Origin of the sequence: Streptomyces umbrinus (assembly GCF_030817415.1) — a bacterium.
In the GTDB taxonomy this organism is placed as follows: Bacteria; Actinomycetota; Actinomycetes; order Streptomycetales; family Streptomycetaceae; genus Streptomyces; species Streptomyces umbrinus_A.
Genome location: NZ_JAUSZI010000002.1, coordinates 4,988,302 through 5,014,029, shown reverse-complemented (window position 1 = coordinate 5,014,029; position 25,728 = coordinate 4,988,302). Strand labels below are relative to the sequence as shown.

Below are 25,728 nucleotides of genomic sequence, written 5' to 3'. Positions count from 1 at the left end.
CCTGGTGGAGGCGCTGCGCGCCGCACCTGTTTTTTGCGCTCCTACAGGAGGTCTCCTTGCACCGCCGCCGTCGCACCGCGTTCCTCCTCTCCGCCGCGCTCGTCACCGCGGCCCCCCTCCTCACCGCGTGCGGCAACGACGCGCATCCCGGTGCCGCGGCCGTCGTCGGCGGCGACCGCATCACCGTCTCCCAGCTGGAGAACCGGGTGAACGAGGTACGGTCCGCGCAGCGGGCGGCCACCACGGGTGAAGCGCAGTACGAACAGGCCATCGCCAAGTCCGGCGGCCTCACCCGCGACACCCTGCACGTCATGGTCCTCGACCGCGTCCTGCACCGGGCCGCACAGGACGCGGGTGTGACCGTCACCCGCAAGGAGGTCCAGAGCTTCCGCGGCGAACTGGAGAAGCAGGCGGGCGACTCGAAGGCGCTGGAAGTGGCCTGGCTCCAGCAGTACGGCGTCGCGCCCGAGCGGCTCGACGACAACCTCCGCGTCCAGATCGAGGCCCAGAAGCTCGCCTCCGCACTCGGCACGGACACCAGCCAGCCCGCCTTCTGGAAGGCACTGTCCGAGGCGTCCAAGAAGCTGGGCGTCGACCTGAACCCGCGCTACGGCGACTGGGACGTGGAGAAGAGCAGCCGCGTCGACGCCAAGCTGCCCTGGCTGCGCGAGGTAACCCCGTCGGGAAGCAAGGAAACGGCGTAGCCGGTCCGTTCCTGATCCTTCTTCGCTCACGGCACGTGACCTTGATGTCAGTGGCGTGGGTTACGTTCGGTGTGTGAACGCATCCAGCCCGGGGCGCATCGTCCTGCTCACCACCAGCCACCGAGTCGCGCCCGGACTCCTGTCCTGGCCCGCCTGGCAGGCGCTGCAAGGCGCCGACCGCGTCCTGTGCGCGGACGGCACGCACCCCCAGCTGCCGTATCTGCGCGAGGCGGGCATCCAGGTCGACGAGTCCGCGCCGACCGCCGAGGACCTGGTCGACGCCTGCGCCGGCGGGCACACGGTCGTCGTCGTGGCCACCGGCGAGGGCGAGCCGCGCCTGACCGACGGCCTGGCCCGGCTGGCCGGCTCCGGGCGTGTCCGGATGCCCGACCTCGAACTGCTCCCCGCGTCGTACGACCTCCCGGGCGCCCGCCTCCTCGACCTCGTCCAGGTCATGGACCGCATCCGCGTCGAGTGCCCCTGGTCCTCCCAGCAGACCCACAAGGGCCTGGCGAAATACGGCATCGAGGAGGCGTACGAACTCGTCGAGGCCATCGAGGAGGGCGACCGCGACGAACTGCGCGAGGAGCTCGGCGACGTTCTGCTCCAGGTCGTCTTCCACGCCCGGATCGCCGAGGAAGGCGGCCCAGAGGACGATGACGAGCCCTTCTCCATCGACGACGTGGCGGGCGGCATCGTCACCAAGCTCATCCACCGCCACCCGCACGTCTTCGGCGACGAGACCGCCTCGACCCCCGAGGAGGTCAAGGAGCACTGGCTGCGCACCAAGGCCGTCGAGAAGCAGCGGACATCCGTGACCGAGGGCGTCCCGCTCGGTCAGCCGGGCCTCGCACTCGCCGCCAAGCTGGCATCCCGCGCACGCACGGCGGGACTGGAAGTGCCCTTGCCTGAGGGCGAGGGCGTCGGCTACGAACTACTGGCACTGGCGGTACGCGCCGAGACGGAGGGCGTGGACCCTGAGGCGGCGCTCAGAGCCGCCGCGCGGGCCTACCGGGACGCGATACGAGTGCGCGAAGGCCGACCGACCGATGGCCTGCCGGCAGAGAGCTGAGCGTTCCGCCGGAAGACCGTTCGATACCTGCGGGCCGTCGGTGGCTGATCGCGCCCACGCGGCGGAGCCGCATATCGACATCGCCCCGCGCCCCTTGGGGGCGCTCAGGGCGGGCTCAGTCCGGTGAGCGCGCCGACGGGTTGTGCCAGTGCGGACGGGGCCGGTGGAGGAGCCATTGGCCCGGGCCGAGCGGGCGGGCCTGGCCCTGGTCGGTGGGTGGCAGGTCGTCGCAGAAGACGCGCTCGGGGTCGGCGCCGAGAGCGGGGAGAGCCTCGGCGGTCTCGTCGACCAGCCCGGGCGGACCGGCCAGATAGATGTCGTGGCGGGCCCAGTTGGCCCGGTTGCCCAGAGCCGTCAGCAGCCGGCCGGTGGCCTGGGCCTTCGGCCGGCCGGGCGCGGGCGTTATGACCGTGACGTCGAGATGCGGCAGCCGCGTGCATAACTCCCCGAGCGCGGCCCGGTCGTAGAGGTACGTGGTGTCCCGGGCGACAACAAAGAGCCGGGCCTCGTCGTACGAGCCCGGCTCCCACGCCAGTTGCTCCAGCAGCGCCTTGACCGGAGCCCACCCGGTGCCCGCGGCGATGAAGGTGACGGGCCGCTGCACCGGCGTACGGAGGGTCAACCGGCCACCGGGCGCGCCGAGCTTCAGGACGTCGCCCGGTCGGGTGCGGCGGACGAGCTCGGTGGACAGGACACCGTCCTCGACGAGGCTGACATGTAAGTCGACGGTGTCGTCGGGACGCGGCGCGTTGGCCAAGGAGTAGGGGCGCCAGACGCCCGGGATCCGAGGGCTGTTGACGCTCACGTACTGGCCGGGCAGATGAAGGAGGGAGCGATTGGGGCGCAGTTTCAGCACGGCGAGGTCGTCCCCGTGGCTGGTGCGGCCGAGCACCTCGGCGTCCCACCAGGGCGGCTCGCCCCGGCTCTCCGCCTCCCACGCGCCGTCCATCATGGCGTCCGCGATCACGGCGTACGCCTCGTCCCAGGCCTTCTCCACCTCCGTGTTCCACGCCGCCCCGGAGACGGTGGCGAACGCGGCGATCAGGCTCGTGCCCACCGCCGCGTAGTGCTCCGGCTGCGCCAGATACTTCCGGTGGTCCCGCCCCAGTTCCCAGAGATACTCGTGCATCCCAGGCTCCCCCAGCCGCCCCACGACAAGCGTCAACGCGGCGAACAGACGGTCCCGCTGACGTTCCATGTCCTCCGGGAAATCCAGCGGGAACAGGGCGCGGACATCGGGGTGGTGCCAGAAGAGGTGCGAGTAGAAGTACTTGGCCGCGAATTCGGCTCGTCTTTCGACGACCGCGAAACTGGTCCGGACGAGATCGGGGTCCACGGGCGCGAATGTATGGAGTTTCCGGCTCACGGGGTCAAGGAGCAAGTGATTCAGGGATGTTCCGGGACGAACAACGCAAGCTGCGGAGTGAAGCCCGGATCGGAGAGCAGTCGAGGCGGGCCACGACGGCACCGGGCCGACCCTCGCCACCCACCGAGGCGGCTTTCACCACCCCTCCCGATACGGTCGAGGAGTGACGGAAACACCTGCTCGGACTCCCGCAGGGGAACCTGCCCCGGAACTCTTCACCTGGGAGTTCGCGACCGACCCCTACCCGGCGTACGCCTGGCTCAGGGAGCACGCCCCCGTGCACCGGACGAAACTCCCGAGCGGAGTCGAGGCCTGGCTGGTGACCCGTTACGCGGATGCCAAGCAGGCCCTCGCCGACGGCCGGCTCAGCAAGAACCCCGCCCATCACGACGAGCCCGCGCACGCGAAGGGGAAGACCGGCATCCCCGGCGAGCGCAAGGCCGAGCTGATGACGCACCTCCTCAATATCGACCCGCCGGACCACACCAGGCTCCGACGGCTCGTCAGCAAGGCGTTCACGCCTCGGCGGGTGGCCGAATTCGCGCCCCGGGTGCAGGAGTTGACCGACCGGCTCATCGACGGGTTCGTGGAGAAGGGAGAGGCCGACCTCATCCACGAGTTCGCCTTTCCGCTCCCCATCTACGCCATCTGCGATCTCCTGGGCGTCCCGCGCGAGGACCAGGACGACTTCCGCGACTGGGCCGGGATGATGATCCGGCACGGGGGAGGGCCGCGCGGGGGCGTGGCGCGGTCCGTGAAGAAGATGCGCGGCTATCTCGCCGAGCTCATCCACCGCAAGCGCGAGGAACTGACGGAGGTGCCCGCCCCGGGCGAGGACCTCCTCTCCGGTCTCATCCGGGCCTCCGACCACGGCGAGCACCTCACCGAGAACGAGGCCGCCGCGATGGCCTTCATCCTCCTGTTCGCCGGGTTCGAGACGACCGTGAACCTGATCGGCAACGGCACATACGCGCTGCTCACCCACCCCGAGCAGCGGCAGCAGCTCCAGGACTCGCTCGCGGCCGGCCGTACGGACCTTCTCGCGACCGGTGTCGAGGAACTGCTCCGCTACGACGGACCCGTGGAACTGGCCACCTGGCGGTTCGCCACCGAGCCGCTGAGCATCGGCGGGCAGGACATCGCCGCCGGCGACCCCGTACTCGTCGTGCTGGCCGCCGCCGACCGTGACCCCGCCCGGTTCGACGAGCCCGACACCCTGGACCTCTCCCGACGTGACAACCAGCACCTCGGTTACGGCCACGGCATCCACTACTGCCTCGGCGCACCCCTCGCCCGGCTGGAGGGCCAGACCGCGCTGGCCACGCTGCTCACCCGCCTCCCCGACCTGCAACTCGCGGGCGATTCCGCCGATTTGCGATGGCGTGGAGGGCTCATCATGCGCGGATTGCGCACGCTTCCGGTGGAGTTCGCCCCTTCCGGGAAGGTGCGTACGGACTAGCGGGTGGCTAGCAGACGGAGTCGACGGAACATGAGACTCCGTCAAGTTTGTGATCTTCACGTTATCTGCGCTGCATCGACTTGTGACAAGAGTTCGACTGCCTATACGTTCACCCATCAATGCGGCCGGTCCCACCCGCCGCAGCAGTCACAAGCGCAGTCGTCGGCTGTGCGCTGTGCGCAGTCCTTGCTGTCACGCGAAAGGCAACCGCATGCTCTCCGGGAACGGTCGTCACCGTCGCCCCCGTCAGGCTCCGGCTCTCCTCGTCGCGGCGGGCGTGACCGGGTCGGCCATCGCGATCCCTCTGCTCGGTGCGACCGGCGCGAGCGCCGCAAGCGGTACCACCTGGGACGCGGTCGCGGAGTGCGAGAGCGGCGGCTCGTGGAGCGCGAACTCCGGCAACGGGTACTACGGCGGCCTCCAGATGACCCAGGAGACCTGGGAGGACAACGGCGGCCTCGACTACGCGCCGAGCGCCGACCAGGCCAGCCGTTCGCAGCAGATATCCGTCGCCGAGAAGATCCTCGCGAAGCAGGGCACGAGCGCCTGGGCGACCTGCGGTCTCGTCGCGGGTCTGACGCAGAACTCCGGCTCGGCCGACGTCGACACGGGGGTCGCGGACGACTCCCCGACTCCGTTGTCCGGCTTGGGCATGGGGGACGACAGCAGCGGGACGAAGTCCGACACGTCTGGTTCATCCAGTTCGTCCGACTTGTCCAGCGGTAGCGGCGACAGCGCCGACTCACAGGATTCCGACAGCTCCTCCACGGATGCCGCCGCAAAGAGTGACGACCCGGACAAGTCGTCCCAGAACGGGGAGGCTTCGGCCGAGGGTTCCGGAACGGAAGACACCGGCTCCGGTCGTCACCGGGGTGGCAGTGCCGACGAAGGTGCCACCGACTCCCGCGCGGACGACTCCGCCGGCCGGCACGCCTCGCGCGGCGACAGCGAGTCGCGCGTCGCCGCCGAGGGTTCGTACGCCGTGCGTTCCGGAGACAGTCTCTGGGGGATCGCCGACTCCCTTGGTGTCGAGGGCGGATGGCGGGCGCTCTACGCCGAGAACAAGGAAGCCATCGGTGACGACCCGGACTTCATCATCCCCGGTCAGAGCCTCGATGTGGACGGCCTGCGGATGGCGGACAAGTAGCGGTCCGCGCGAGGTGCCATGTGGTCATCAAGGCGTCGAATCGGGCGAAAAACAGCGGTAGTTCGCGCTGAATGTCCGATTTGGTGAAAGTGAGACATGGATCTCAAGAGCCTGATCGTCTTTGAAATTCGGCGGATCGCGTGTCTACGGTCGTGACCGCTCGCCACTGGTGAGCCCCGACGGTCGCAACGCCGAATCCTGCCAGCGGCCGTACGGGAACAGTCGTCGCGTCAAGCGCCGTAGGCAGGAGCGGGGGACCCAAGGTAAGTGCCGGACCCGGTCGTTGAGGCCAGGTACGGCTTGGGGTTAAGCCGCGTGACAGCAGTGTCGCGCGGCCGGGCAACTCACTCGGCCCGAACCCGACAGCTCACCTCGCAGGCGTCGGTGAGGGGATCACTTCATGCTGCTTTCCGGCAAGGGCAAGCACCGCCGCCCGTCCAAGGCCACCCGTATCGCCACGCTCGCCGGTGTCACCACCGCGGCCGTCGCCGTCCCGCTGATGGGCGCCACGGGGGCCTCCGCCGCCACCGCCTCCGAGTGGGACGCCGTCGCCCAGTGCGAGTCCGGCGGCAACTGGTCGATCAACACCGGCAACGGCTACTACGGCGGCCTGCAGTTCTCGGCCTCCACCTGGGCCGCGTACGGCGGCACGGCGTACGCCTCCACGGCCAACCAGGCCTCCAAGTCCCAGCAGATAGCCGTCGCCGAGAAGGTCCTCGCGGGCCAGGGCAAGGGTGCCTGGCCGAGCTGTGGCGTGGGCCTGTCCGGCGCCTCGACCGGTGGCGCCCCGGCTCCCTCGAACTCGGGCAACTCCGGCCAGAGCACCTCGCAGTCTCAGCAGCAGCAGAGCACCAAGTCCTCCGAGGAGCGCGCCTCGCGTTCCCAGGAGCGCTCGACCGCGAAGAAGACCGTCGAGACCCCGACCGGCAAGAAGGTCAAGAAGGGCGACGGCGAGTACAAGGTCGTCAAGGGTGACACCCTCAGCGAGATCGCCGAGAAGAAGAACGTCAAGGGCGGCTGGCAGAAGCTGTACAAGCTGAACGACGACATCGTCGACGACGCCGACTTCATCTTCCCGGGCCAGCAGCTGCACCTCAGCTGACACCCGTCGGCCGCGACCCCCACTTCGATTGTCCGGACGGCACGTCACGTCCCGGCCGAGGCCCTGGCCGCTCAGCCTCGGCGGGATCTCCGGATCAGCCGGATCTCCGGCCCACAATCGAATCGCGGCTGAACCACAGCGCCCTCACATCCGTGTCCCCCATAGTGGAGGCCTCGTGAGGGCCACCCCCGTCCCCCACGGGCTCCCCGCTCCGGTGCGTGTTCCCCCGTACGCACCGGGGCGGGGCTTTTTCGTTCCCACGCTCCCCTTGTTCTTCCCTCTCTGCTTCCCTCGCGCTTCCCTCTCGCTTTGTTCCGTTCGGAAACAATTTACTCTCGGTTCTGTCCAGGAGGCGGTCGAGGGCTGGCCGAACCCCGGCAGCCGGTTAGGCTCATGCCGCGGGGCCACCACAGGTCCGCACCCAACCGGGCCTTCGGCCCGGAACAGCTTGCGTCACATCCCAGAAGGAGATGCTCGTGCCGTCCATCGACGTCGTCGTAGCCCGGGAAATCCTGGACTCCCGAGGCAACCCCACGGTCGAGGTCGAGGTCGGCCTCGACGACGGCAGCACGGGTCGTGCCGCCGTTCCGTCCGGCGCCTCCACAGGTGCCTTCGAGGCTGTTGAGCTCCGTGACGGAGACCCCAACCGCTACCTCGGCAAGGGTGTCGAGAAGGCCGTCCTCGCCGTCATCGAGCAGCTCGGCCCGGAGCTCGTCGGCTACGACGCCACCGAGCAGCGCCTCATCGACCAGGCCATGATCGACCTGGACGCCACCGACAACAAGGGCTCGCTCGGCGCCAACGCCATCCTCGGCGTCTCGCTCGCCGTCGCCCACGCCGCGTCCGAGGCGTCCGACCTCCCCCTCTTCCGCTACCTGGGCGGACCGAACGCGCACCTGCTGCCGGTCCCGATGATGAACATCCTCAACGGTGGGTCGCACGCCGACTCCAACGTCGACATCCAGGAGTTCATGATCGCCCCGATCGGCGCGGAGTCCTTCTCCGAGGCCGTGCGCTGGGGCGCCGAGGTCTACCACACCCTCAAGAAGGTCCTGAAGAGCCGCGGTCTGTCCACCGGCCTCGGCGACGAGGGCGGCTTCGCCCCGAACCTCGGCTCCAACCGCGAGGCCCTGGACCTGATCCTCGACGCGATCAAGGAGGCCGGTTACATCCCCGGCCAGCAGGTCGCTCTCGCGCTCGACGTCGCCGCCTCCGAGTTCTACAAGGACGGCAAGTACCTCTTCGAGGGCAAGGAGCGCTCCGCCGCCGAGATGACGGAGTACTACGAGGAGCTCGTCGCGGCCTACCCGCTCGTCTCCATCGAGGACCCGCTGTACGAGGACGACTGGGCCGGCTGGAACGTCATCACCGAGAAGCTGGGCGACAAGGTCCAGATCGTCGGCGACGACCTCTTCGTCACCAACCCGGAGCGCCTCGCCCGCGGTATCGAGGAGGGCTCCGCCAACGCCCTGCTCGTCAAGGTCAACCAGATCGGCTCGCTGACCGAGACCCTGGACGCCGTCGAGATGGCCCAGCGCAACGGCTTCAAGTGCATGATGTCCCACCGCTCCGGCGAGACCGAGGACGTCACGATCGCCGACCTCGCCGTCGCGGTGAACTGCGGCCAGATCAAGACCGGCGCCCCGGCCCGCTCGGACCGCGTCGCCAAGTACAACCAGCTGCTGCGCATCGAGGAGATCCTCGACGACGCGGCGGTGTACGCGGGCCGTTCGGCCTTCCCGCGCTTCAAGGGCTGAGCGCAGCCCTTCGGCCGGGGTGACAGCCCCGTCGTACGTACGTCCCCGTACTCGGTCCCGTACCGTGTGCGGGGACGTACGCACGTGACGGGCCCGACGGGCTCGGTGTACTCGACGGGTTTGTACCGGGGAGGCGGGACAGATGGCCGTGAAGGACCGCGACCGGTTCTCCACCTCGACCAGGCTGCGGCTGCTCGGTGAGCAGACCGCAGCCCGTGTCTACCGCTCGCAGACCAAGCGGCAGGCCCGCCGCTCACGGCTCACCGGCCGGGCGGCACTCCTCGCCCTCGTCCTGTGCACGCTCGTGGTGGCTCTCGCCTATCCCATAAGGCAGTACGTCTCCCAGCGCGCGGAGGTCGCCGACCTCCAGCGCGAGCGGGAACAGGCCCGCGAGCGCGTCGAGCAGCTGCGCGACCTCAAGGCACGGTGGCAGGACGACGCGTACGCCGAGCAGCGCATCCGGGAGCGGCTCCACTACGTGATGCCGGGCGAGACCGGCTACATCGTGATCGACCCCGACGCGGCGAAGAAGACGCGTACGGATCAGACGGCGGCCGACCGGGCCTGGTATGCCAACGTCTGGGACGGCGTCGACAAGGCAGACGCCGCCGACAGGTGACCCGACAGGTGATCCAGCCGGTGATTCGCCGGTGATCCACTCAGAGAACTGACTAGAGAGACTTACCCACAGGCATGGAAACGCCCCCGCCGCCCACCCCGCGCACCGAGCCCACCGACGCGGACGTCGAGGCCTTCAAGCAGCAGCTCGGGCGGCCGCCGCGCGGGCTGCGCGCGATCGCGCACCGCTGTCCGTGCGGGCAGCCGGACGTCGTCGAGACGGCTCCCCGTCTCCCGGACGGGACCCCCTTCCCGACGACCTACTACCTGACGTGTCCGCGGGCGGCTTCCGCCATCGGGACGCTGGAGGCGAACGGGGTCATGAAGGAGATGACCGACCGGCTCGCCACGGATCCCCAGTTGGCGGCCGCGTACCGGGCGGCGCACGAGGACTACATCGCTCGGCGCGACTCCATCGAGGTGCTTGAGGGCTTCCCGAGCGCGGGCGGTATGCCGGACCGGGTGAAGTGCCTCCACGTCCTGGTCGCGCACTCCCTGGCCGCCGGGCCGGGCGTGAACCCCCTGGGCGACGAGGCGCTCGCGCTGCTGCCGGAGTGGTGGCGCAAGGGGGCGTGCGTGGTGCCCACGGAGGGCTGAATCGGGCCTCGCTGCCATTGGCTGGGGGCTGTGGGTTCGTAGTGAGGTGCGGGTTCGTTGTGGCTGGTCGCGCAGTTCCCCGCGCCCCTGAAGACCTAGGGGCGCGGGGAACTGCGCAGTCTTTTGGGGGTTCGGGGGCGGAGCCCCTGAGTCAGGGATGGGAACGGGTAGGGGCGGCGGGGGCGAGAGAATGCTCGGGCGCCCCCGGAGCCACGATCGCAACAGGAGACCACCACTCATGACTCGCGTCGCCGCCATCGACTGCGGTACCAACTCGATCCGCCTGCTCGTCGCGGACGCGGACCCGGCGACGGGGGAACTCGTCGACCTGGACCGACGGATGACGATCGTCCGCCTGGGCCAGGGCGTCGACCGGACGGGCCGACTGGCGCCGGAAGCGCTGGAGCGGACCTTCGCGGCCTGCCGCGAGTACGCGGCGATCGTCAAGGAACACGGCGCGGAGCGACTCCGCTTCGTGGCGACCTCCGCCTCCCGCGACGCAGAGAACCGCGACGAGTTCGTACGAGGAGTCCTCGACATCCTGGGCGTCGAGCCCGAGGTCATCTCCGGCGACCAGGAGGCGGAGTTCTCGTTCACGGGCGCCACCAAGGAGCTGACGGGGCGGGACGACCTCGCCAAGCCCTACCTCGTGGTGGACATCGGCGGCGGCTCCACGGAGTTCGTCGTGGGCGAGGACCACGTCCGCGCCGCCCGCTCGGTCGACATCGGCTGCGTACGGATGACGGAACGGCACCTCGTGCACGACGGCGTTGTCAGCGACCCGCCCGCGCGGGAGCAGATCGAGGCGATCCGCGCCGACATCGAGGCGGCCCTCGACCTCGCCGAGCCGTCGGTGCCGCTGCGCGCGGCTCGTACGCTCGTCGGGCTCGCCGGATCCGTGACCACCATCTCGGCGATCGCCCAGGACCTTCCGGAGTACGACTCCGAGGCCATCCACCACTCCCGGGTCTCCTATGACCGCGTCCGCGAGATCACCGAGCGGCTGCTGTCCGCCACCCATGCCGAGCGTGCCGCGATCCCCTCGATGCACCCGGGCCGGGTGGACGTCATCGGTGCCGGCGCCCTCGTGCTGCTCTCGGTCATGGAGCGGATCGGGGCGGACGAGGTGGTCGTGAGCGAGCACGACATCCTCGACGGGATCGCGTGGTCCGTGGCTTAGAGCCGGCCTGGACCGCCCCTCGACTGAGCAGGTCGGGAGACGTATGAGCGCCTCAGAAGGCCTCTGAACGGTCTTGGAAACGGCCTCGGGAACGTCCCGTCGGAAAACTTCGTGAAGTTCTTCACAAGAGAATCGGCCCTGTTGGGCGAGGTTTTCGTCCCTTCGGGTCGCCCGGGGCCCCTGGGAGGCTCCGGAGCATGATCAACAGGGTGTTCCGCGAGTGCTGCGATCGTATGAAAAAGGGGGCTGGTTCAGAGGGGTCGAACAGCCGGAGCGGCAGCTCACGCGGCATTGACAACGGCCCGCACCAGGCGCTGGTTCCCCTGTCGGACCATGACCTCGCTCACGTGGGCCGCGCAGTGTAGCAGAGGGTGTGAAGAAGCTTGTGAAGGGGCGCACGAGCGACCCCCCTGGGGCAGGTGGATACTCGATGGCATGAGCACCACGGAGCGTCCCAGGATCCTCGTAGTAGGCGGTGGGTACGTAGGCCTGTACGCAGCTCGGCGCATTCTCAAGAAGATGCGCTACGGCGAGGCGACCGTCACGGTCGTCGACCCCCGGTCGTACATGACCTACCAGCCCTTCCTCCCCGAAGCCGCCGCCGGCAGCATTTCGCCTCGGCACGTCGTCGTCCCGCTGCGACGCGTGCTGCCCAAGGCGGAAGTTCTGACCGGCCGGGTCACGACCATCGACCAGGACCGCAAGGTCGCCACGATCGCCCCCCTCGTGGGTGAGGCGTACGAGCTGCCTTTCGACTACCTCGTCATCGCGATGGGCGCGGTCTCGCGCACCTTCCCGATCCCCGGCCTCGCCGAGCAGGGCATCGGTATGAAGGGCATCGAGGAGGCCATCGGCCTGCGCAACCACGTGCTCGAGCAGCTGGACAAGGCCGACTCCACGACGGACGGGGATGTGCGGCGCAAGGCGCTCACCTTCGTCTTCGTCGGCGGTGGCTTCGCGGGCGCGGAGACCATCGGCGAGGTCGAGGACATGGCCCGGGACGCGGCCAAGTACTACAACAACGTGTCGCGCGAGGACATGCGGTTCATCCTCGTCGACGCCGCGGACAAGATCCTTCCCGAGGTCGGCCCGAAGCTCGGCCAGTACGGCAAGGAGCACCTCGAAGGACGTGGGGTCGAGGTCTACCTCTCCACCTCCATGGACTCCTGCGTCGACGGTCACGTGGTGCTGAAGAACGGCCTGGAGGTCGACTCCAGCACCATCGTGTGGACGGCCGGCGTCAAGCCCAACCCGGTGCTCTCCCGGTTCGGCCTGCCGCTCGGTCCCCGTGGTCACGTGGACACGCAGACCACGCTCCAGGTGCAGGGCACGGACTACGTCTGGGCCGCCGGCGACAACGCCCAGGTGCCTGACCTCGTCGGCCGCAAGGCCGGCAACGAGAACGCCTGGTGCCCGCCGAACGCGCAGCACGCGCTGCGGCAGGCCCGTGTCCTCGGTGACAACGTGATCTCCGGTATGCGGGGCTTCCCGCAGAAGGACTACAGCCACGCCAACAAGGGTGCGGTCGCCGGGGCTCGGCCTGCACAAGGGCGTCGCGATGATCGTCATGGGCAGGATGAAGATCAAGCTCAAGGGTCGTCTTGCCTGGTACATGCACCGGGGTTACCACGGGCTGGCCATGCCGACGTGGAACCGTAAGATCCGTGTCTTCGCCGACTGGACTCTTGCGATGTTCCTGAAGCGTGAGGTTGTGTCGCTCGGGGCCATGGAGACTCCTCGTGAGGAGTTCTACGAGGCTGCGAAGCCGGCGCCGGCGGTTGCCGCGAAGGCTGAGCCGTCGCTCGCCAAGACCGAGGAGAAGGCCAAGGCCTCCTGACCTCCGGTCACCTGCTCCACCCCGAAGGGGGCCTCCCGCCATCCGTGGTGCGGGCGGCCCCCTTCGGCGTTTTCTTGCGATTTCGGGTGCGGGTTCGTTGTGGCTGGTCGCGCAGTTCCCCGCGCCCCTAAAAACCTGGGAGCGCGGGGGTTCGGGGGCGGAGCCCCTTAGTAAGTGGCGGTCAGGGCCGTGGTTTGCGTGTTCGCTGCATGTATTTTGCTCAGAAGTAACGCTTTGGTGGGACTGCGCATCGGCCCCGTTGGTGTTTACGTGGTGTTGGAGTCTGTGGGATCCGTCGTCACGGAGGTGTGCGTCATGCAGGACGCGGCGCTGCGGCTGAAGGCGCTGATGGAGCAGTTGCTGGGAGCCCCGCTCCCGGTGCGCATTCGCGCCTGGGACGGCTCGGAGGCGGGCCCGCCCGAGAGCCCCGTACTCGTCGTACGGAACCGCCGGGCCCTGCGCCGGCTGCTCTGGAAGCCTGGCGAACTGGGCATGGCCCGTGCCTGGGTCGCCGGGGACCTGACCGTGGACGGCGATCTGTACGCCGTCCTGGACGTCATGGCCGAGCTGGTGTGGGAGCGCGGCGAGGACGCCCGGACCCTGCGCGAGGCCCTGCGGGACCCCGAGGTGCGGGCCGCCGTGTGGGGGCTCGTACGGATGGCGGGGCCGCCACTGCCCCCCGCCCCGCCCCGCGAGGAGGTGCGCAGACGCTCCCACCTGCACACCAAGCGCAGCGACAGACGGGCGATCAGCCACCACTACGACGTGGGGAACGACTTCTACGAGATCGTCCTCGGGCCGTCCATGGTCTACTCGTGCGCCTACTGGGACTCCCCGGACGGCACACTCGAGGACGCCCAGCGCGACAAGCTCGGGCTCGTCGCCCGCAAGCTCGATCTGAAGCCGGGCATGCGGCTGCTCGACGTCGGCTGCGGCTGGGGTTCGATGGCCATCCACGCGGCCCGCGAGTACGGCGTGAGCGTCGTCGGCGTCACCCTGTCCCAGGAGCAGGCCGCCTACGCCCGTAAGCGCGTCGCGGAGGAGGGTCTGACCGACCGGATCGAGATCCGCGTCCAGGACTACCGCGACGTCACCGACGGTCCGTACGACGCGATCTCCTCCATCGGCATGGCCGAACACGTCGGGAGCGACCGCTATCTGGAGTACGCGCGGGACCTGTTCGCCCTGCTCAAACCGGGCGGACGGCTCCTCAACCACCAGATCGGGCGCCGGCCCCGGCGCGACGAATCGGCGTACGAGATCGACGAGTTCATCGACGCGTACGTCTTCCCGGACGGCGAACTCGCTCCGATCGGCGGGACCGTGAGCCGGCTGGAGACGGCCGGGTTCGAGGTCCGCGACGTCGAGTCGCTCCGCGAGCACTACGCGCTCACGCTGCGCCGCTGGGTCGCCAACCTGGAGGCGGACTGGCCGAACGCCGTCCGGCTCACCAGCCCCGGCCGGGCCCGGGTCTGGCGGCTCTATATGGCCGCCTCCGCCCTCGCCTTCGAGCGGAACCGGATCGGGGTGAACCAGGTGCTGGCGGTTCGGACGCCCGAGTCGGGGGCGTCGGGGATGCCTCTTCGGGCTCGTAACTGGAATTAGGGGTACGAGCTGGGGGTTCTGGCCGCCTTTTGTGTTTGGCGGCGGTACGGAGTCGGGGCCCGTTCCTTTCGGAACGGGCCCCAACTTATTGCTGCTTTGCGTTGAGCGTTACTCCGACTTGATCGCCGACAGCATGTTCAGGCGCGCCGCACGACGGGCCGGCCACAGGGCGGCAAGGATGCCGACCGTTGCCGCCAGGAGCAGGAAGACGGCCATCCGGCCCCAGGGCAGGACCAGTTCGTACGTCGGCATCTTGCCGGCCAGGAGTTCACCGGCCGCCCAGCCGAAGAACACGCCCAGGCCCACGCCGAGCACGCCGCCGAAGAGCGAGATGACCAGGGACTCCAGACGGACCATCCGCTTGATGCCCTTGCGGTCGAGGCCGATCGCGCGGAGCATGCCGATCTCCTGCGAGCGCTCGAAGACCGACATCGCGAGGGTGTTGATGACGCCGAGGACGGCGACGATGACCGCCATCGCCAGCAGGCCGTACAGCATGTTCAGAATCAGCGTGAACATCTGCGCGATCTCGTTCGAGACGTCCTTCTTGTCCTGGACCTTGATGGCCGGGTTGTCGCCGAGCGCCTTCTCCAGGCTGTCCTTGGTCGCGTCGGACGGGCCGCCCGACGTCTTCACCATGACCTGCATGTCGGCCGGGTCCGCCTGGTTCGCCTGGTGCGGGGCGAGCGTCGCGGTGTCGATCAGGATGCCCCGGATGAGTTCGTTGCCTTCGTAGATCCCGGCGACCGTCAGCCGCTGCCTCTTGTCGTCCTCGAACGAGGCCGTGAACGTCGAACCGGCCTTCCAGCCGCGGTCCTTGGCCGTCTCGTCGTCCACGACGACCTGCGTGCCGCCGACCTTGAAGGAGCCGTTGTCGACCTTCAGGTCGGTCAGCTCGCCGATCGTGGCGCCCTTCACGCCCGTCAGGTACTCGGTCTGGTCGTCGATGCGGGCCGGCGCGTTGCGCATGGGGCTCGTGGCGGTGACGCCCTTCACCTTGTCGAGCTTCTTCTCGACGTCCGGCGACAGGGAGTTCATGTTCGCCATCGACACCACGTAGTCCGCCTTCAGCGCGGCGGTGGCCATCTTGTCGATCGACGTCTGCAGGCTGCCCGCCATCACCGTCATGCCCGTGATGAGCGTGAGACCGATCATCAGCGCGGAGGCGGTGGCGGCCGTGCGGCGCGGGTTGCGTACGGAGTTCTGGCGGGCCAGCTTGCCCGAGACGCCGAAGATGCGCAGGACCGGGGCCGCGGCGGCGATCAGCGGGCGGGACAGGAGGGGCGTGAGGATGAAGACGCCGATGATCAGCAGGACCGCGCCCATGCCCATCGGGGCCTGGCCGTCCGAGCCCTCCATCGTCGTCGCGAAGAGGACCACCGCGATGCCCGCCGCGGAGAACAGGGCGCCGAGGGTGTTGCGCAGGACGAGCGACTTGGTCGTCGCCGCCGCGTGCACGCTGCTCATCGCCGCGACCGGGGGGATCTTCGCGGCGCGGCGGCCCGGGAGCCAGGCGGCGAGCATCGTGATCAGGATGCCGACGGCGAACGACGTGACGACCGTGCCCGGGGAGATGACCAGCGGGCCCGCCGGGACGGTCGCGTCCAGCATGCCCATCAGGCTGCGCAGGCCCGCGCCGATGCCGATGCCGGCGATCAGGCCCGTGACGGCCGCGACCGTGCCGACCACGAACGCTTCGAGGAGTACGGAGCGGGTGACCTGCTTGCGCGAGGCGCCGACCGCGCGCAGGAGCGCGAGTTCCTTGGTGCGCTGGGCCACCAGCATGGTGAAGGTGTTGGCGATGATGAACGTGCCGACGAACAGGGCGATGCCGGCGAAGACCAGGAGGCCCGTCTTGAGGCCGCTCATCGACGACTCGATCATGGCTGCCTGGTCGTCGGCGAGCTGCTGGCCCGTCGTGGTGTCGACGGTGTCCTTCGGGAGGACCTTGTCGAGGCTCGTCCGGAGGGCGGTCTGGCTGGTGCCCGGGGCCGCCTTCACGTCGATCTCGTCGTACGTGCCCGTCTTGTGGAACAGCTGCTGTGCGGTGGCCGTGTCGAAGACGGCGAGGCTGCCGCCGGCGGCGACGTTGCCGTCGTCCGTGGTGAAGACGGCGGTGATGGTGGGGGTGAGGACCGGGCCGTCGATCGAGATCCGGATGGTGTCGCCGACCTTGTAGCCGGCGCGCTTGGCCGTTTCGGCGTCGATCGCGACCTCGTTCTTGCCGGTCGGGGCCTTGCCGCTGTCGAGCGGGTAGCGGGGGTCCTTGTCGCCCCAGTAGTTGCCGCCCTGCGACTGGAAGCCGCCGCCGATCAGCTTGCCGTCCTTGTCGGCGATGGCGGTGAAGCCGGTGACCACGCCTATGGCCGACTCGGCGCCGGGGGCCTTGGCGGCCTTGTCCAGCAGCGCCTGGGTGAGCTCCGGGTCCTTGCCGAGCTTGTCGCCTTCGTCCCGCGCGGATTCGGGCTGGACGGCGACGTCGACCTGGTCGAATCCCTTCGCCGAGCTCTTCTGGAACGCGTCGGAGATGGTGTTGGTGAAGACCAGGGTGCCGGAGACGAACGCCACGCCCAGCATCACGGCGAGCACGGTCATCAGCAGCCTGGCCTTGTGCGCTAGCACGTTGCGCAGGGCGGTTCGGAACATGTCTTCTCAGTCCAGGTGTACGAGGTGTACGGCGAGTGGTGTACGGCGTTGCGGTGCGGAGCGCGGGATGCGCCCAGGCCGTCGTGGGGGCGGGGCCGGGGCGGGGGATATCCGTCCTCGGTCTGGCGCGGAATCGGTGGCTTTCAGAGGGGGAGCGAGTTGACACGCCAGCCGCTGCGGGCGGACACCCCGACCCGTCCCCTCCCGAGCGTCGGCTGCTGCGGCCCGGTGGCGCAGCCCCTTCACCCCCGAGGGTGGCTGGGGGCGCCCCTTTGGGGTGGGCCGCGAGTCGTGCCCTTCAGGGGCGCGGGGAACTGCGCGATCAGCCACTGACGGCCTGCGGACGGAACGCAAGAAGTGGACGCAACCCAAGAAAGGGAGAGCGCGCCTAGCTGGTGCGACCCTTCGCGTCGAACTGCTTCATGCGGTCCAGGACCGCGTCCGCCGTGGGGGTGTGCACCTCGTCGACCACGCGGCCGTCGGCCAGGAAGATGACGCGGTCGGCGTAGGCGGCGGCCACCGGGTCGTGGGTGACCATGACGACGGTCTGGCCCAGTTCGCGTACGGAGTTGCGGAGGAAGCCGAGGACTTCGGCGCCCGAGCGGGAGTCGAGGTTTCCGGTCGGCTCGTCGCCGAAGATGATGTCCGGGCGGGAGGCCAGCGCGCGGGCCACGGCGACGCGCTGCTGCTGGCCGCCGGAGAGCTCGGAGGGGCGGTGGGTGAGGCGGTCGGCCAGGCCCACCATCCGGATCACGTTGTTGAGCCACTCCTTGTCCGGCTTGCGGCCCGCGATGTCCATCGGAAGAGTGATGTTCTCCAGGGCCGTGAGAGTCGGAAGGAGGTTGAACGCCTGGAAGATGAAGCCGATCTTGTCCCGGCGCAGCTTGGTCAGCTGCTTGTCCTTGAGGGAGCCGAGTTCGGTGTCGCCGATGCGGACCGAGCCGGAGGAGAAGCTGTCCAGGCCGGCCACGCAGTGCATCAGCGTGGACTTGCCGGAGCCGGAGGGGCCCATGATCGCGGTGAACTCGGCCTGCCGGAAGTCGACGGAGACCCGGTCCAGGGCGACCACCTGGGTCTCCCCCTGTCCGTAGACCTTGGACAGTTCCGAGGCGCGGGCGGCCACCGTGGTGGCACGGTCGGCGAGGGGCGTGGTGGTCACGGGAGGGTGCTCCTTGTCGGTACGACGACGAGTGAGGACGACAGTTCCATCGTCGGCGTCGATCGGCGCCGTGTAGTCACCCGCTGTTCTGGTTCCGAAGGCAGCCTTGGGTCGGACCCGGCGAGCCCGTGTCATACCTGGGGATGACGTCCGTCCCTGAGAGGGAATCGGCGACGGTTCGTCAGGTTCCGCTCGTTCGGGCGGTGAAATCACGTCATTCCCCATACGCCGTCAAGCTTCGGCCGAACGGCATTTGGCATGTGCTGATGGCGCGTACCGTGGGCTGATGCACCCTCAGACGCCAATAAAATAAGACAACATCGGGCTGCCCTTCCGCTGTTCGGGGGATCTGTCCCGATAGGCTCGGAACACTCGACGCGGAGCCCATGGCCTGCCCGGATGGTGGAATGCAGACACGGCGAGCTTAAACCTCGCTGCCCCTCGCGGGCGTACCGGTTCAAGTCCGGTTCCGGGCACCTCCGACACTTCCGCTTTTTCCGGCGTATCCCAATGAAGGGTGCATCCTTCATTGAAGACTTCACCTCCCAACCGTTGACAGCGGGTTCTGCCCGTCGGAGACTCACCGTAGTGATTTGGTGAAGTTTGGTTCACTGGGCGAACGGATTGAGGGTCGCTCACTTCAGTTTCGTGGCGCGAAGGGGCGAGTCGATGCGTACCACCGTCGGGATCATCGGGGCCGGACCGGCCGGGCTGCTGCTGGCGCGGCTGCTGCACAACGAGGGGATCGACTCCGTCGTGCTGGAGAGCCGGGACCGGGCCTATGTGGAGCATCGGCAGCGGGCCGGGATCCTGGAGCAGGGGACCGTGGACGTGCTGCGGGCCGCGGGCGCCGGTGAGCGGATGGACCGTGAGGGGCTGCGGCACGACGGCATCGAGCTGCGGTTCGACCGGCGGCGGCACCGGGTCGACTTTCCCGCCCTGACCGGTGGGCGGTCCGTGATGGTCTACGCCCAGACCGAGGTGTGCAAGGACCTCATCGCGCTTCAGCTCAAGGAGGGCGGGCCGCTCCTCTTCGAGGCGGAGGCCCTCTCCGTGGAGGGCGCGGGCGGCGATGCTCCACGGGTGCGTTTTCGCCATGAGGGGCGTGAGGAGGTACTGGAGTGCTCGTACGTGGTCGGGTGCGACGGGTTCTGGGGGGTTGCCCGCAAGGCGATTCCCGCCGAGCTCACCCGGGTCTTCGAGCGGACTTACCCGTTCGGGTGGCTCGGGATCCTCGCCGATGTGCCGCCCTCGCACGACGAGCTCGTCTATGCCCGGCACGACCGTGGTTTCGCCCTGCTGTCCATGCGATCCCCCGTCGTCTCGCGGCTCTACCTCCAGGTGCCCGAGGGCACGGACGCCGAGGAGTGGGCCGACGAGGAGATCTGGGACGAGTTGGAGCGGCGGTTCGAGACCGGGGACGGGTGGCGGCTGGAGCGGGGGCCCATCACCCAGAAGTCCGTCACACCCATGCGCAGCCATGTGCACGAGCCGATGCGGTACGGGCGGCTCTTCCTGGCAGGTGACGCCGCCCACATCGTGCCGCCGACCGGCGCCAAGGGGCTGAACCTCGCGGTCGGTGACGTGGTCACCTTCGCGCGGGCTCTGGCGTACGAGCAGGAGACCGGGTCGGCCGAGCGGCTCGACGCGTACTCCGAGACCTGTCTGCGGCGGGTGTGGCAGGCCGAGCGGTTCTCGTACGAGATGACGACGCTGCTGCACCGGCCGGCCGACGCGACGCCCTTCGAGGACCGGATCCAGCTCGCCCGGCTGGCGCGGATCGCCGGTGCGCGGGCCGCCGAGCAGGACCTCGCCGAGGGATACACGGGCTTCCCGCTGGAGTGAGACACCCCGGAAGAGGGAACCGGAACAGTGCGTACCGGCGTTGTAACGGTGCGGGGAATGCCGGGTCTCGGCCTGGTGTTCCCGGTCACAAGAGGGGAAAGATCCTCCCCAGGCACTAGAGGCTTTCTTTTGCCTACCCATTACTCTTGAGCCAAGGCCACGCAGGGTGGCCATGGAGGAGTGAAATGAGGAGCAGCAACCCGGTCTTCTCGCGACGGGGGTTCAGCCGCGACAACGGCTACGCGGGCTTCAACACCGCGCCGCAGGCCGGGGGCCCCGCTGTCGGAACGCAGGGGAACCCGTACGCGGGCACCCCGCACGCCCCGCAGGGCGGCAACCCGTACGCGCAGAATCCTTACGCCCCGCAGGACCTCCAGCACGGCGCACCGCCGCAGGCCCCGCCCGCCGCCGGCCGCATGACGATGGACGACGTCGTCTCGCGTACGGCGATCACGCTCGGCACGGTCACCGTCGGTGCCGTGCTCGCGTGGACACTGCTGCCGGTCTCGTCGAGCAGCTTCGGCCTGGCCATCGGCGCCGCGCTCATCGCGATGGTCTTCGCGCTGGTCCAGGCCTTCAAGCGCAAGGCCTCGCCCCCGCTGATCCTGGCGTACGCCGCCTTCGAGGGTGTTTTCCTCGGCGTGATCAGCGAGATGTTCAACAGCCGGTGGAGCGGTGCGCCCTTCCAGGCCGTGCTCGGCACCATGGCGGTGTCCGGCGCCACCCTGCTGATCTACAAGGCGGGCTGGATCCGAGTCACCGCCCGGTACGCGCGCATCGGCATGGCCATCGCCATCGCCTTCGTGCTCGTCATGGCGGTCAACCTGCTGCTGGTCGTCTTCGGTGTCGCCGATGACGGCGGGCTGCGGAGCATGGGCCCGCTGGGCGCGATCGTCGGCATTCTCGCGATCGTCCTCGGTGCGTTCTTCCTGACGCTCGACTTCAAGCAGATCGAGGACGGCATCGCCTACGGCGCCCCGCGCGACGAGTCCTGGCTGGCCGCCTTCGGCCTCACCATGAGCCTCGTCTGGATCTACCTGGAGATGCTGCGCCTGGTCGCGATCTTCAGCGGCAACGATTAGCAGGACCGCAGTCGGAAGGGCCCGCGAACCACGGTTCGCGGGCCCTTCCATTTTTGTCGGGTGCAGGAGCAGAGCGAAACCGCTCAGCGCAGTTTGCGCGCGGCCCTCCTCAGGTCGTACTCGTGAATGATGGCTTTGGCGTGGCCGTACGCGAGGTCGTGCTCGGCGCGGAGCCAGCTGACCTTCTCCTCGAAGCGGAAGAGGGCGGGGCCTTCGTCGACGGTGCGCAGCCAGTCGGAAATCTCACGACCGGTGCAATGGGGGATGCGGGCGAGCAGATTGCGATGGGTCTCCTCGGAGAAGACTTGGGACATCGGCGCCTCCGGACGCATGGGATGTAAGCCGGTCCTTCAAGTCACCGTGCCTGAGCGTTGGCCTGTTGGCAACAGTCCAGATGAGGCGCGTAGGGTCGGCGCGTGCTTGATACGACGCCTTTGACGCGGGCCGTGGAACATTTCGCCGACCGGTTGCGGGCCGCTCCGCAGAGTCGGTTGCAACGGGGGGCTGCCGCGGAAGCGCTGGGGCTGGCCAGGGAGTTGGCACTGCGTGCCCAGCGGTTGGAGGACCCCTTGCGGGAGCCTCTGGAGATGCCGGACGCGGGGATGTTCGCCGCGGCGGATCAGATCACTCTGGCTGGGAATGACTTGGCGGTTGTGCTGACCACGGTGGACGAGGTCGTGGAGGCTGTGCGGGTTGTTGAGGAGGCACAGAAGAGGGCGGGGGTTTGAGTGTTCGTTGCGACTGCGGGTGTGCGATGTGGCTGAGCGCGCAGTTCCCCGCGCCCCTGACGGGGCGCGCCTCCTGTCAGGCTTGTTCTAAAGCGAGGCTATGACCCGGTCCGCCAGGACGTAGACGTTCTCGTTCGCGCATTCGAAGGTCAGGGCGTAGGCGCCTGAGACTCCGGAGCCGCCCAGGAGGACCGGGGGGTGGCCGGTGCGGAGGGAGTCGGCGAGGCGTTCGGCGGTTTCGCGGTGGCCCGGGGTCATGCAGAGGGTGGTGCCGTCGGCGAAGACGTAGACGTCGAGCGTGCCGAGGGGGCCGGGGCGGATGTCGGTGAGTTCCGTGCGGGACTCGGCCAACTCCTCCAGGCAGGACACCGTGCGTTCGTGGTCGTTCACGACCGGTGACTGGACCGGTACGAAGTCAGGGTGCGAGGGGTGACGGCGGCGGGCCGCGGCCAGTTCGGGGGAGTCCCCGGCGAACTCGTCGGCGTCGGCGGCAGGCTCGGTCACCGGCTCCAGGTGTTCGAGGCCCGCGAAGTCCGACTGGCGCGGCAGGAACAGATCACTGTCCGGCAGGCCGAGCAGAGTGGGCGAGTCCGAGGCGTCACGCGCCTCCTGGGCGGCCCAGAACGCCCGGGCCTCGGCGAGCTCCCGCTCCCGCTCCTCGGCGAGCGCCTCGGCCACGGCGGCACGTATCTCGTCCGTGTCCGTGGTCGAGCGCGCGGACGGCACCAGACCGCGGACGGCCGTGGCGCGGCTCTCGGCGAGCTGGGTGTGCAGGGCCGCTACCTGTCGGCGCAGCGCCAGCAGGGTGCGCAGAACGGCGACGCCCACGGCCGTGGTGGTGGCTGTGGCGAGCAGCAGAGCAAGAGACGTGGTGCTCACTGACGTACTCCCGGTTCAAAGTCGACCCCCGACTTCCTACATCAGCTTGAAGGGCGGACTAACCAGCTGTCAGTGCGTAACGTCACGAAAGGGACAGGACTTTAGGCCTGATGTTTGGTTGCGTAACGGCTCTGACCTGCGTAAATCCCTCTCCAGAGGGAGATAGGTCACATCCTGGGGGAGATTGGATCACAAATCGGCCCGTAGTCCCGGTGGTTGCGGGGTTCCGGGCCGATTCGGTCACGCTGAGTTCAACTGCGGTTACAGCAACGGCGCTTCGGTTCGGGCGCCTGTGGCTGTGGTGGATCCGGTTACTAGCTCAGACGCTCGATGACCATCGCCATGCCCTGGCCGCCGCCGACGCACATCGTCTCCAGACCGAACTGCTTGTCGTGGAACTGGAGGGAGTTGATCAGAGTGCCGGTGATGCGGGCGCCGGTCATGCCGAAGGGGTGGCCGACCGCGATCGCGCCGCCGTTCACGTTCAGCTTCTCCAGCGGGATGTTCAGGTCGCGGTAGGAGGGGATCACCTGGGCGGCGAACGCCTCGTTGATCTCGAAGAGGTCGATGTCGTCGACGGTCAGACCGGCGCGGCTCAGGGCCTGCTTCGACGCCTCGACCGGGCCGAGGCCCATGATCTCGGGGGAGAGGCCGGTGACGCCGGTCGAGACGACCCGGGCGAGGGGGGTGAGGCCGAGCTCGCGGGCCTTCGTGTCGGACATGATCACCACGGCGGCGGCGCCGTCGTTCAGCGGGCAGCAGTTGCCCGCCGTGACGAGTCCGTCCGGGCGGAAGACCGGCTTGAGGCCCTGGACGCCTTCGAGGGTGACGCCGGCGCGGGGGCCGTCGTCCTTGGAGACGACCGTGCCGTCCGGGGTCGTGACCGGGGTGATCTCGCGCTCCCAGAAGCCGTTCTTGATGGCTTCCTCGGCGAGGTTCTGCGAGCGGACGCCGAACTCGTCCATGTCCTGGCGGGTGACGCCCTTGATGCGGGCGAGGTTCTCCGCGGTCTGGCCCATCGCGATGTACGGGTCGGGGACGAGGCCGTCCTCGCGCGGGTCGTGCCAGCTCGCGCCCTCGCTGGCGGCGACCTCGGCGGTGCGGGCCTCGGCGTCCGCGAAGAGGGGGTTGTGCGTGTCCGGGAGGCTGTCGGAGTTGCCCTTCGTGAAGCGGGACACCATCTCCACGCCCGCCGAGATGAAGACGTCGCCCTCGCCTGCCTTGATGGCGTGCAGGGCCATGCGGGTCGTCTGGAGCGACGAGGAACAGTAACGGGTGATCGTGCAGCCGGGGAGGTGGTCCATCCCCATCTGTACGGCGACGATGCGGCCGAGGTTGCTGCCCTGCTCGCCGCCGGGGAGGCCGCAGCCGAGCATCAGGTCTTCGATGTCCTTGGGGTCCAGCTCGGGGACCTTGGCGAGGGCGGCCTGGATGATCGTGGCGGTGAGGTCGTCCGGGCGCAGGTCCTTGAGGGAGCCCTTGAAAGCGCGGCCGATGGGGGAGCGGGCGGTCGAGACGATCACGGCTTCGGGCATCTACGGCTCCAGTAAGAAGGGGCGGCGCGGAGCGCCTCGTTGAGGGGCGGTGGTCGGGCGGCGGGTGGGAGTACGAGGGTGTAGGCGGACCTGGTTGGGAAGTTACCCGTACGTATGGGCGAGGTCACGGGTGTGGCCATGTGACTCGGGCCGCATTTGTCTAAGCGCTTGCTTTCCTCGCCCCCGCCGCCCCTACCCATTCCCGTCCCCTGGGGGCTCCGCCCCCAGACCCCCGTATCGCGCTCCGCGCTCGTCCTCAAACGCCGGACGGGCTGGTAGTCAGCCCCTCCGGCGTTTGAGGAGCGGGGGTTCGGGGGCGGAGCCCCTGAGTAAGTGACGGGAATGGGTAGGGGCGGCGGGGGCGAGAAAAGCCCCGGTCAGGCCGACGGTTCCCGCGTCGTCGTCGGGGACGGGTCCGTGGCCGGGACGCGGTGGCGCCGGCGGCGCTTGAGGAGGGCCCACGGGGCACGCGGACCCGTGGGCATGGCCGCAGTGACCTCCGTACCCGCCTCGGACGCGGCCTCGGCCGCAGCCCGGGCCACCGGCAGGAACCCCTCCCGGCGGGAGACGTCCGGACGCTCCTCCTCCGCCGGCCACAGGCCCAGCGTCGCGCACACCGTGGGAAGTACCGCCATCGCCGCCGTGGCATAGCCCTCGGCGGACGGGTGGTAGTTGTCGGGCCCGAAGAGCTCCCGCGGATTCGCCGCGAACTCCGGCCCCAGCAGGTCGCCCAGCGACACCGTCCGCCCGCCCTGCTCCACCGTCCCGATGGTCTGGGCGGCCGCGAGCTGCCGCGAGGCCCGCCGCGCCAGCCACCGCAGCGGCTGCTGGACCGGCTCGATGGTGCCCAGGTCGGGGCAGGTGCCCACGACCACCTCGGCACCGGCGGTACGCAGACGCCGTACCGCCGCCGAGAGGTGACGGACCGAGCGCGTCGCCAGCATCCGATGCGTCACGTCATTCGCGCCGACCATGATCACGCATACGTCGGGGACTCCCTCCGGCTCCCCGAGAACCACCGCGACCTGGCGGTCCAGGTCGTCGGACTGGGCGCCGGGCAGTGCCACGTTCCGCAGCCGCACCGGCCGCTCCGCCACCGCCGCCAGCCCGGAGGCGAGCAGCGCCCCCGGTGTCTGACGGGCCCGGTGCACCCCCTGCCCCGCCGCCGTGGAGTCACCCAGCATCGTCAGGCGCAGCGGTTCCTCGGAGCCGGCGTACACATACCCGTACAGCCCGTCCGCGCTCGGCGGATGGGGGCTGTGGCCGTTCCCCACCTGGCGCTTCGCCAGCTGGACCTCGGCCAGCACCACTCCGACCGTCGCCGCGCCCAGCAGACCGATCCCGCCGCCGCCGTACGCGGCGCCCGCGGCGATCCGGCGTGCCACCCTCGCTCTCGACAAGCTCGTCATG

General features: G+C 69.2%; 20 protein-coding genes, 1 tRNA gene, 1 pseudogene and 1 riboswitch. Of the genes and pseudogenes, 15 read left to right on the top strand and 7 right to left on the bottom strand.

Annotated features, from left to right (window positions below):
- Positions 1–56 precede the first annotated feature (56 nt).
- Together QF035_RS21805 and QF035_RS21800 are read left to right on the top strand one after the other, a co-directional pair.
- The gene (locus tag QF035_RS21805; protein ID WP_307522127.1) at positions 57–704 is read left to right on the top strand and encodes a SurA N-terminal domain-containing protein; all 648 of its coding nucleotides are present in this window, start codon (positions 57–59) and stop codon (positions 702–704) included.
- Positions 705–759: 55 nt separating this feature from the next.
- Positions 760–1,776, top strand: a complete 1,017-nt coding sequence (locus QF035_RS21800; protein ID WP_373466697.1) for a nucleoside triphosphate pyrophosphohydrolase — start codon at positions 760–762, stop codon at positions 1,774–1,776.
- A 115-nt stretch (positions 1,777–1,891) separates the two neighbouring features.
- Here the strand turns inward: QF035_RS21800 and QF035_RS21795 are convergent, their stop codons facing one another.
- Complete coding sequence (locus QF035_RS21795) at positions 1,892–3,112, bottom strand: globin domain-containing protein (protein ID WP_307522124.1); 1,221 nt, start codon at positions 3,110–3,112, stop codon at positions 1,892–1,894.
- Positions 3,113–3,305: 193 nt separating this feature from the next.
- Here QF035_RS21795 and QF035_RS21790 point away from each other — a divergent pair, with 193 nt between their 5' ends.
- The 9 genes and pseudogenes from QF035_RS21790 (at position 3,306) to QF035_RS21750 (ending at position 14,444) form a co-directional block, all read left to right on the top strand.
- Positions 3,306–4,601 carry a cytochrome P450 family protein gene (locus QF035_RS21790; RefSeq protein ID WP_307522123.1) on the top strand — a complete coding sequence of 432 codons (1,296 nt, stop codon included), beginning with the start codon at positions 3,306–3,308 and terminating at the stop codon, positions 4,599–4,601.
- Between the two features lie 211 nt (positions 4,602–4,812).
- Positions 4,813–5,748: a transglycosylase family protein gene (locus QF035_RS21785; RefSeq protein ID WP_307522122.1), complete on the top strand. Its 936-nt coding sequence runs from the start codon at positions 4,813–4,815 to the stop codon at positions 5,746–5,748.
- A 225-nt stretch (positions 5,749–5,973) separates the two neighbouring features.
- Positions 5,974–6,144: riboswitch (cyclic di-AMP (ydaO/yuaA leader) on the top strand.
- A 4-nt stretch (positions 6,145–6,148) separates the two neighbouring features.
- Complete coding sequence (locus tag QF035_RS21780; protein WP_307522121.1) at positions 6,149–6,850, top strand: LysM peptidoglycan-binding domain-containing protein; 702 nt, start codon at positions 6,149–6,151, stop codon at positions 6,848–6,850.
- Positions 6,851–7,326: 476 nt separating this feature from the next.
- Positions 7,327–8,607 carry a phosphopyruvate hydratase gene (gene eno, locus QF035_RS21775; RefSeq protein WP_186001238.1) on the top strand — a complete coding sequence of 427 codons (1,281 nt, stop codon included), beginning with the start codon at positions 7,327–7,329 and terminating at the stop codon, positions 8,605–8,607.
- 142 nt (positions 8,608–8,749) lie between these two features.
- A complete protein-coding gene (locus tag QF035_RS21770; protein ID WP_307522120.1) occupies positions 8,750–9,226 on the top strand; it encodes an FtsB family cell division protein in 477 nt (158 codons plus the stop codon).
- A 74-nt stretch (positions 9,227–9,300) separates the two neighbouring features.
- Positions 9,301–9,822, top strand: coding sequence for a DUF501 domain-containing protein (locus QF035_RS21765; RefSeq protein WP_307522119.1), 522 nt, complete (start codon positions 9,301–9,303; stop codon positions 9,820–9,822).
- A 238-nt stretch (positions 9,823–10,060) separates the two neighbouring features.
- Positions 10,061–11,002 (top strand): Ppx/GppA phosphatase family protein, encoded by a 942-nt coding sequence (locus QF035_RS21760; protein ID WP_307522117.1) that lies wholly within the window; start codon positions 10,061–10,063, stop codon positions 11,000–11,002.
- A gap of 435 nt (positions 11,003–11,437) precedes the next feature.
- Positions 11,438–12,839, top strand: a pseudogene (locus QF035_RS21755) (NAD(P)/FAD-dependent oxidoreductase).
- A 315-nt stretch (positions 12,840–13,154) separates the two neighbouring features.
- Entirely contained in the window at positions 13,155–14,444 is a 1,290-nt protein-coding gene (locus QF035_RS21750; protein WP_307522116.1) for an SAM-dependent methyltransferase, read from the top strand.
- A 108-nt stretch (positions 14,445–14,552) separates the two neighbouring features.
- On the opposite strand, the gene QF035_RS21745 is transcribed toward QF035_RS21750, so the two are convergent.
- Entirely contained in the window at positions 14,553–17,090 is a 2,538-nt protein-coding gene (locus QF035_RS21745; RefSeq protein ID WP_307522115.1) for an ABC transporter permease, read from the bottom strand.
- 388 nt (positions 17,091–17,478) lie between these two features.
- The gene (locus QF035_RS21740) at positions 17,479–18,249 is read right to left on the bottom strand and encodes an ABC transporter ATP-binding protein (RefSeq protein WP_307522114.1); all 771 of its coding nucleotides are present in this window, start codon (positions 18,247–18,249) and stop codon (positions 17,479–17,481) included.
- 393 nt (positions 18,250–18,642) lie between these two features.
- Between QF035_RS21740 and QF035_RS21735 the strand changes: the two genes are divergently transcribed.
- From QF035_RS21735 to QF035_RS21725, 3 genes are all read left to right on the top strand, one after another.
- Positions 18,643–18,725, top strand: a tRNA-Leu gene (locus tag QF035_RS21735).
- A gap of 193 nt (positions 18,726–18,918) precedes the next feature.
- Entirely contained in the window at positions 18,919–20,094 is a 1,176-nt protein-coding gene (locus tag QF035_RS21730; protein ID WP_307522112.1) for a 4-hydroxybenzoate 3-monooxygenase, read from the top strand.
- A gap of 185 nt (positions 20,095–20,279) precedes the next feature.
- Positions 20,280–21,176, top strand: a complete 897-nt coding sequence (locus QF035_RS21725) for a Bax inhibitor-1/YccA family protein (RefSeq protein WP_307522110.1) — start codon at positions 20,280–20,282, stop codon at positions 21,174–21,176.
- Between the two features lie 83 nt (positions 21,177–21,259).
- Here the strand turns inward: QF035_RS21725 and QF035_RS21720 are convergent, their stop codons facing one another.
- Positions 21,260–21,490 carry a DUF4287 domain-containing protein gene (locus QF035_RS21720; RefSeq protein ID WP_200396381.1) on the bottom strand — a complete coding sequence of 77 codons (231 nt, stop codon included), beginning with the start codon at positions 21,488–21,490 and terminating at the stop codon, positions 21,260–21,262.
- A 132-nt stretch (positions 21,491–21,622) separates the two neighbouring features.
- On the opposite strand from QF035_RS21720, the gene QF035_RS21715 reads away from it, so the two are divergent.
- A complete protein-coding gene (locus QF035_RS21715; RefSeq protein ID WP_307531313.1) occupies positions 21,623–21,904 on the top strand; it encodes a hypothetical protein in 282 nt (93 codons plus the stop codon).
- An 87-nt stretch (positions 21,905–21,991) separates the two neighbouring features.
- Here the strand turns inward: QF035_RS21715 and QF035_RS21710 are convergent, their stop codons facing one another.
- The 3 genes from QF035_RS21710 to QF035_RS21700 all read right to left on the bottom strand — a co-directional run bounded on the left by QF035_RS21710 (position 21,992) and on the right by QF035_RS21700 (position 25,727).
- Positions 21,992–22,783, bottom strand: coding sequence for a hypothetical protein (locus QF035_RS21710; RefSeq protein ID WP_307522109.1), 792 nt, complete (start codon positions 22,781–22,783; stop codon positions 21,992–21,994).
- Between the two features lie 314 nt (positions 22,784–23,097).
- Complete coding sequence (locus QF035_RS21705; RefSeq protein ID WP_307522107.1) at positions 23,098–24,318, bottom strand: acetyl-CoA C-acetyltransferase; 1,221 nt, start codon at positions 24,316–24,318, stop codon at positions 23,098–23,100.
- Positions 24,319–24,695: 377 nt separating this feature from the next.
- Positions 24,696–25,727, bottom strand: coding sequence for an SGNH/GDSL hydrolase family protein (locus QF035_RS21700; protein WP_307522106.1), 1,032 nt, complete (start codon positions 25,725–25,727; stop codon positions 24,696–24,698).
- Position 25,728 lies beyond the last annotated feature (1 nt).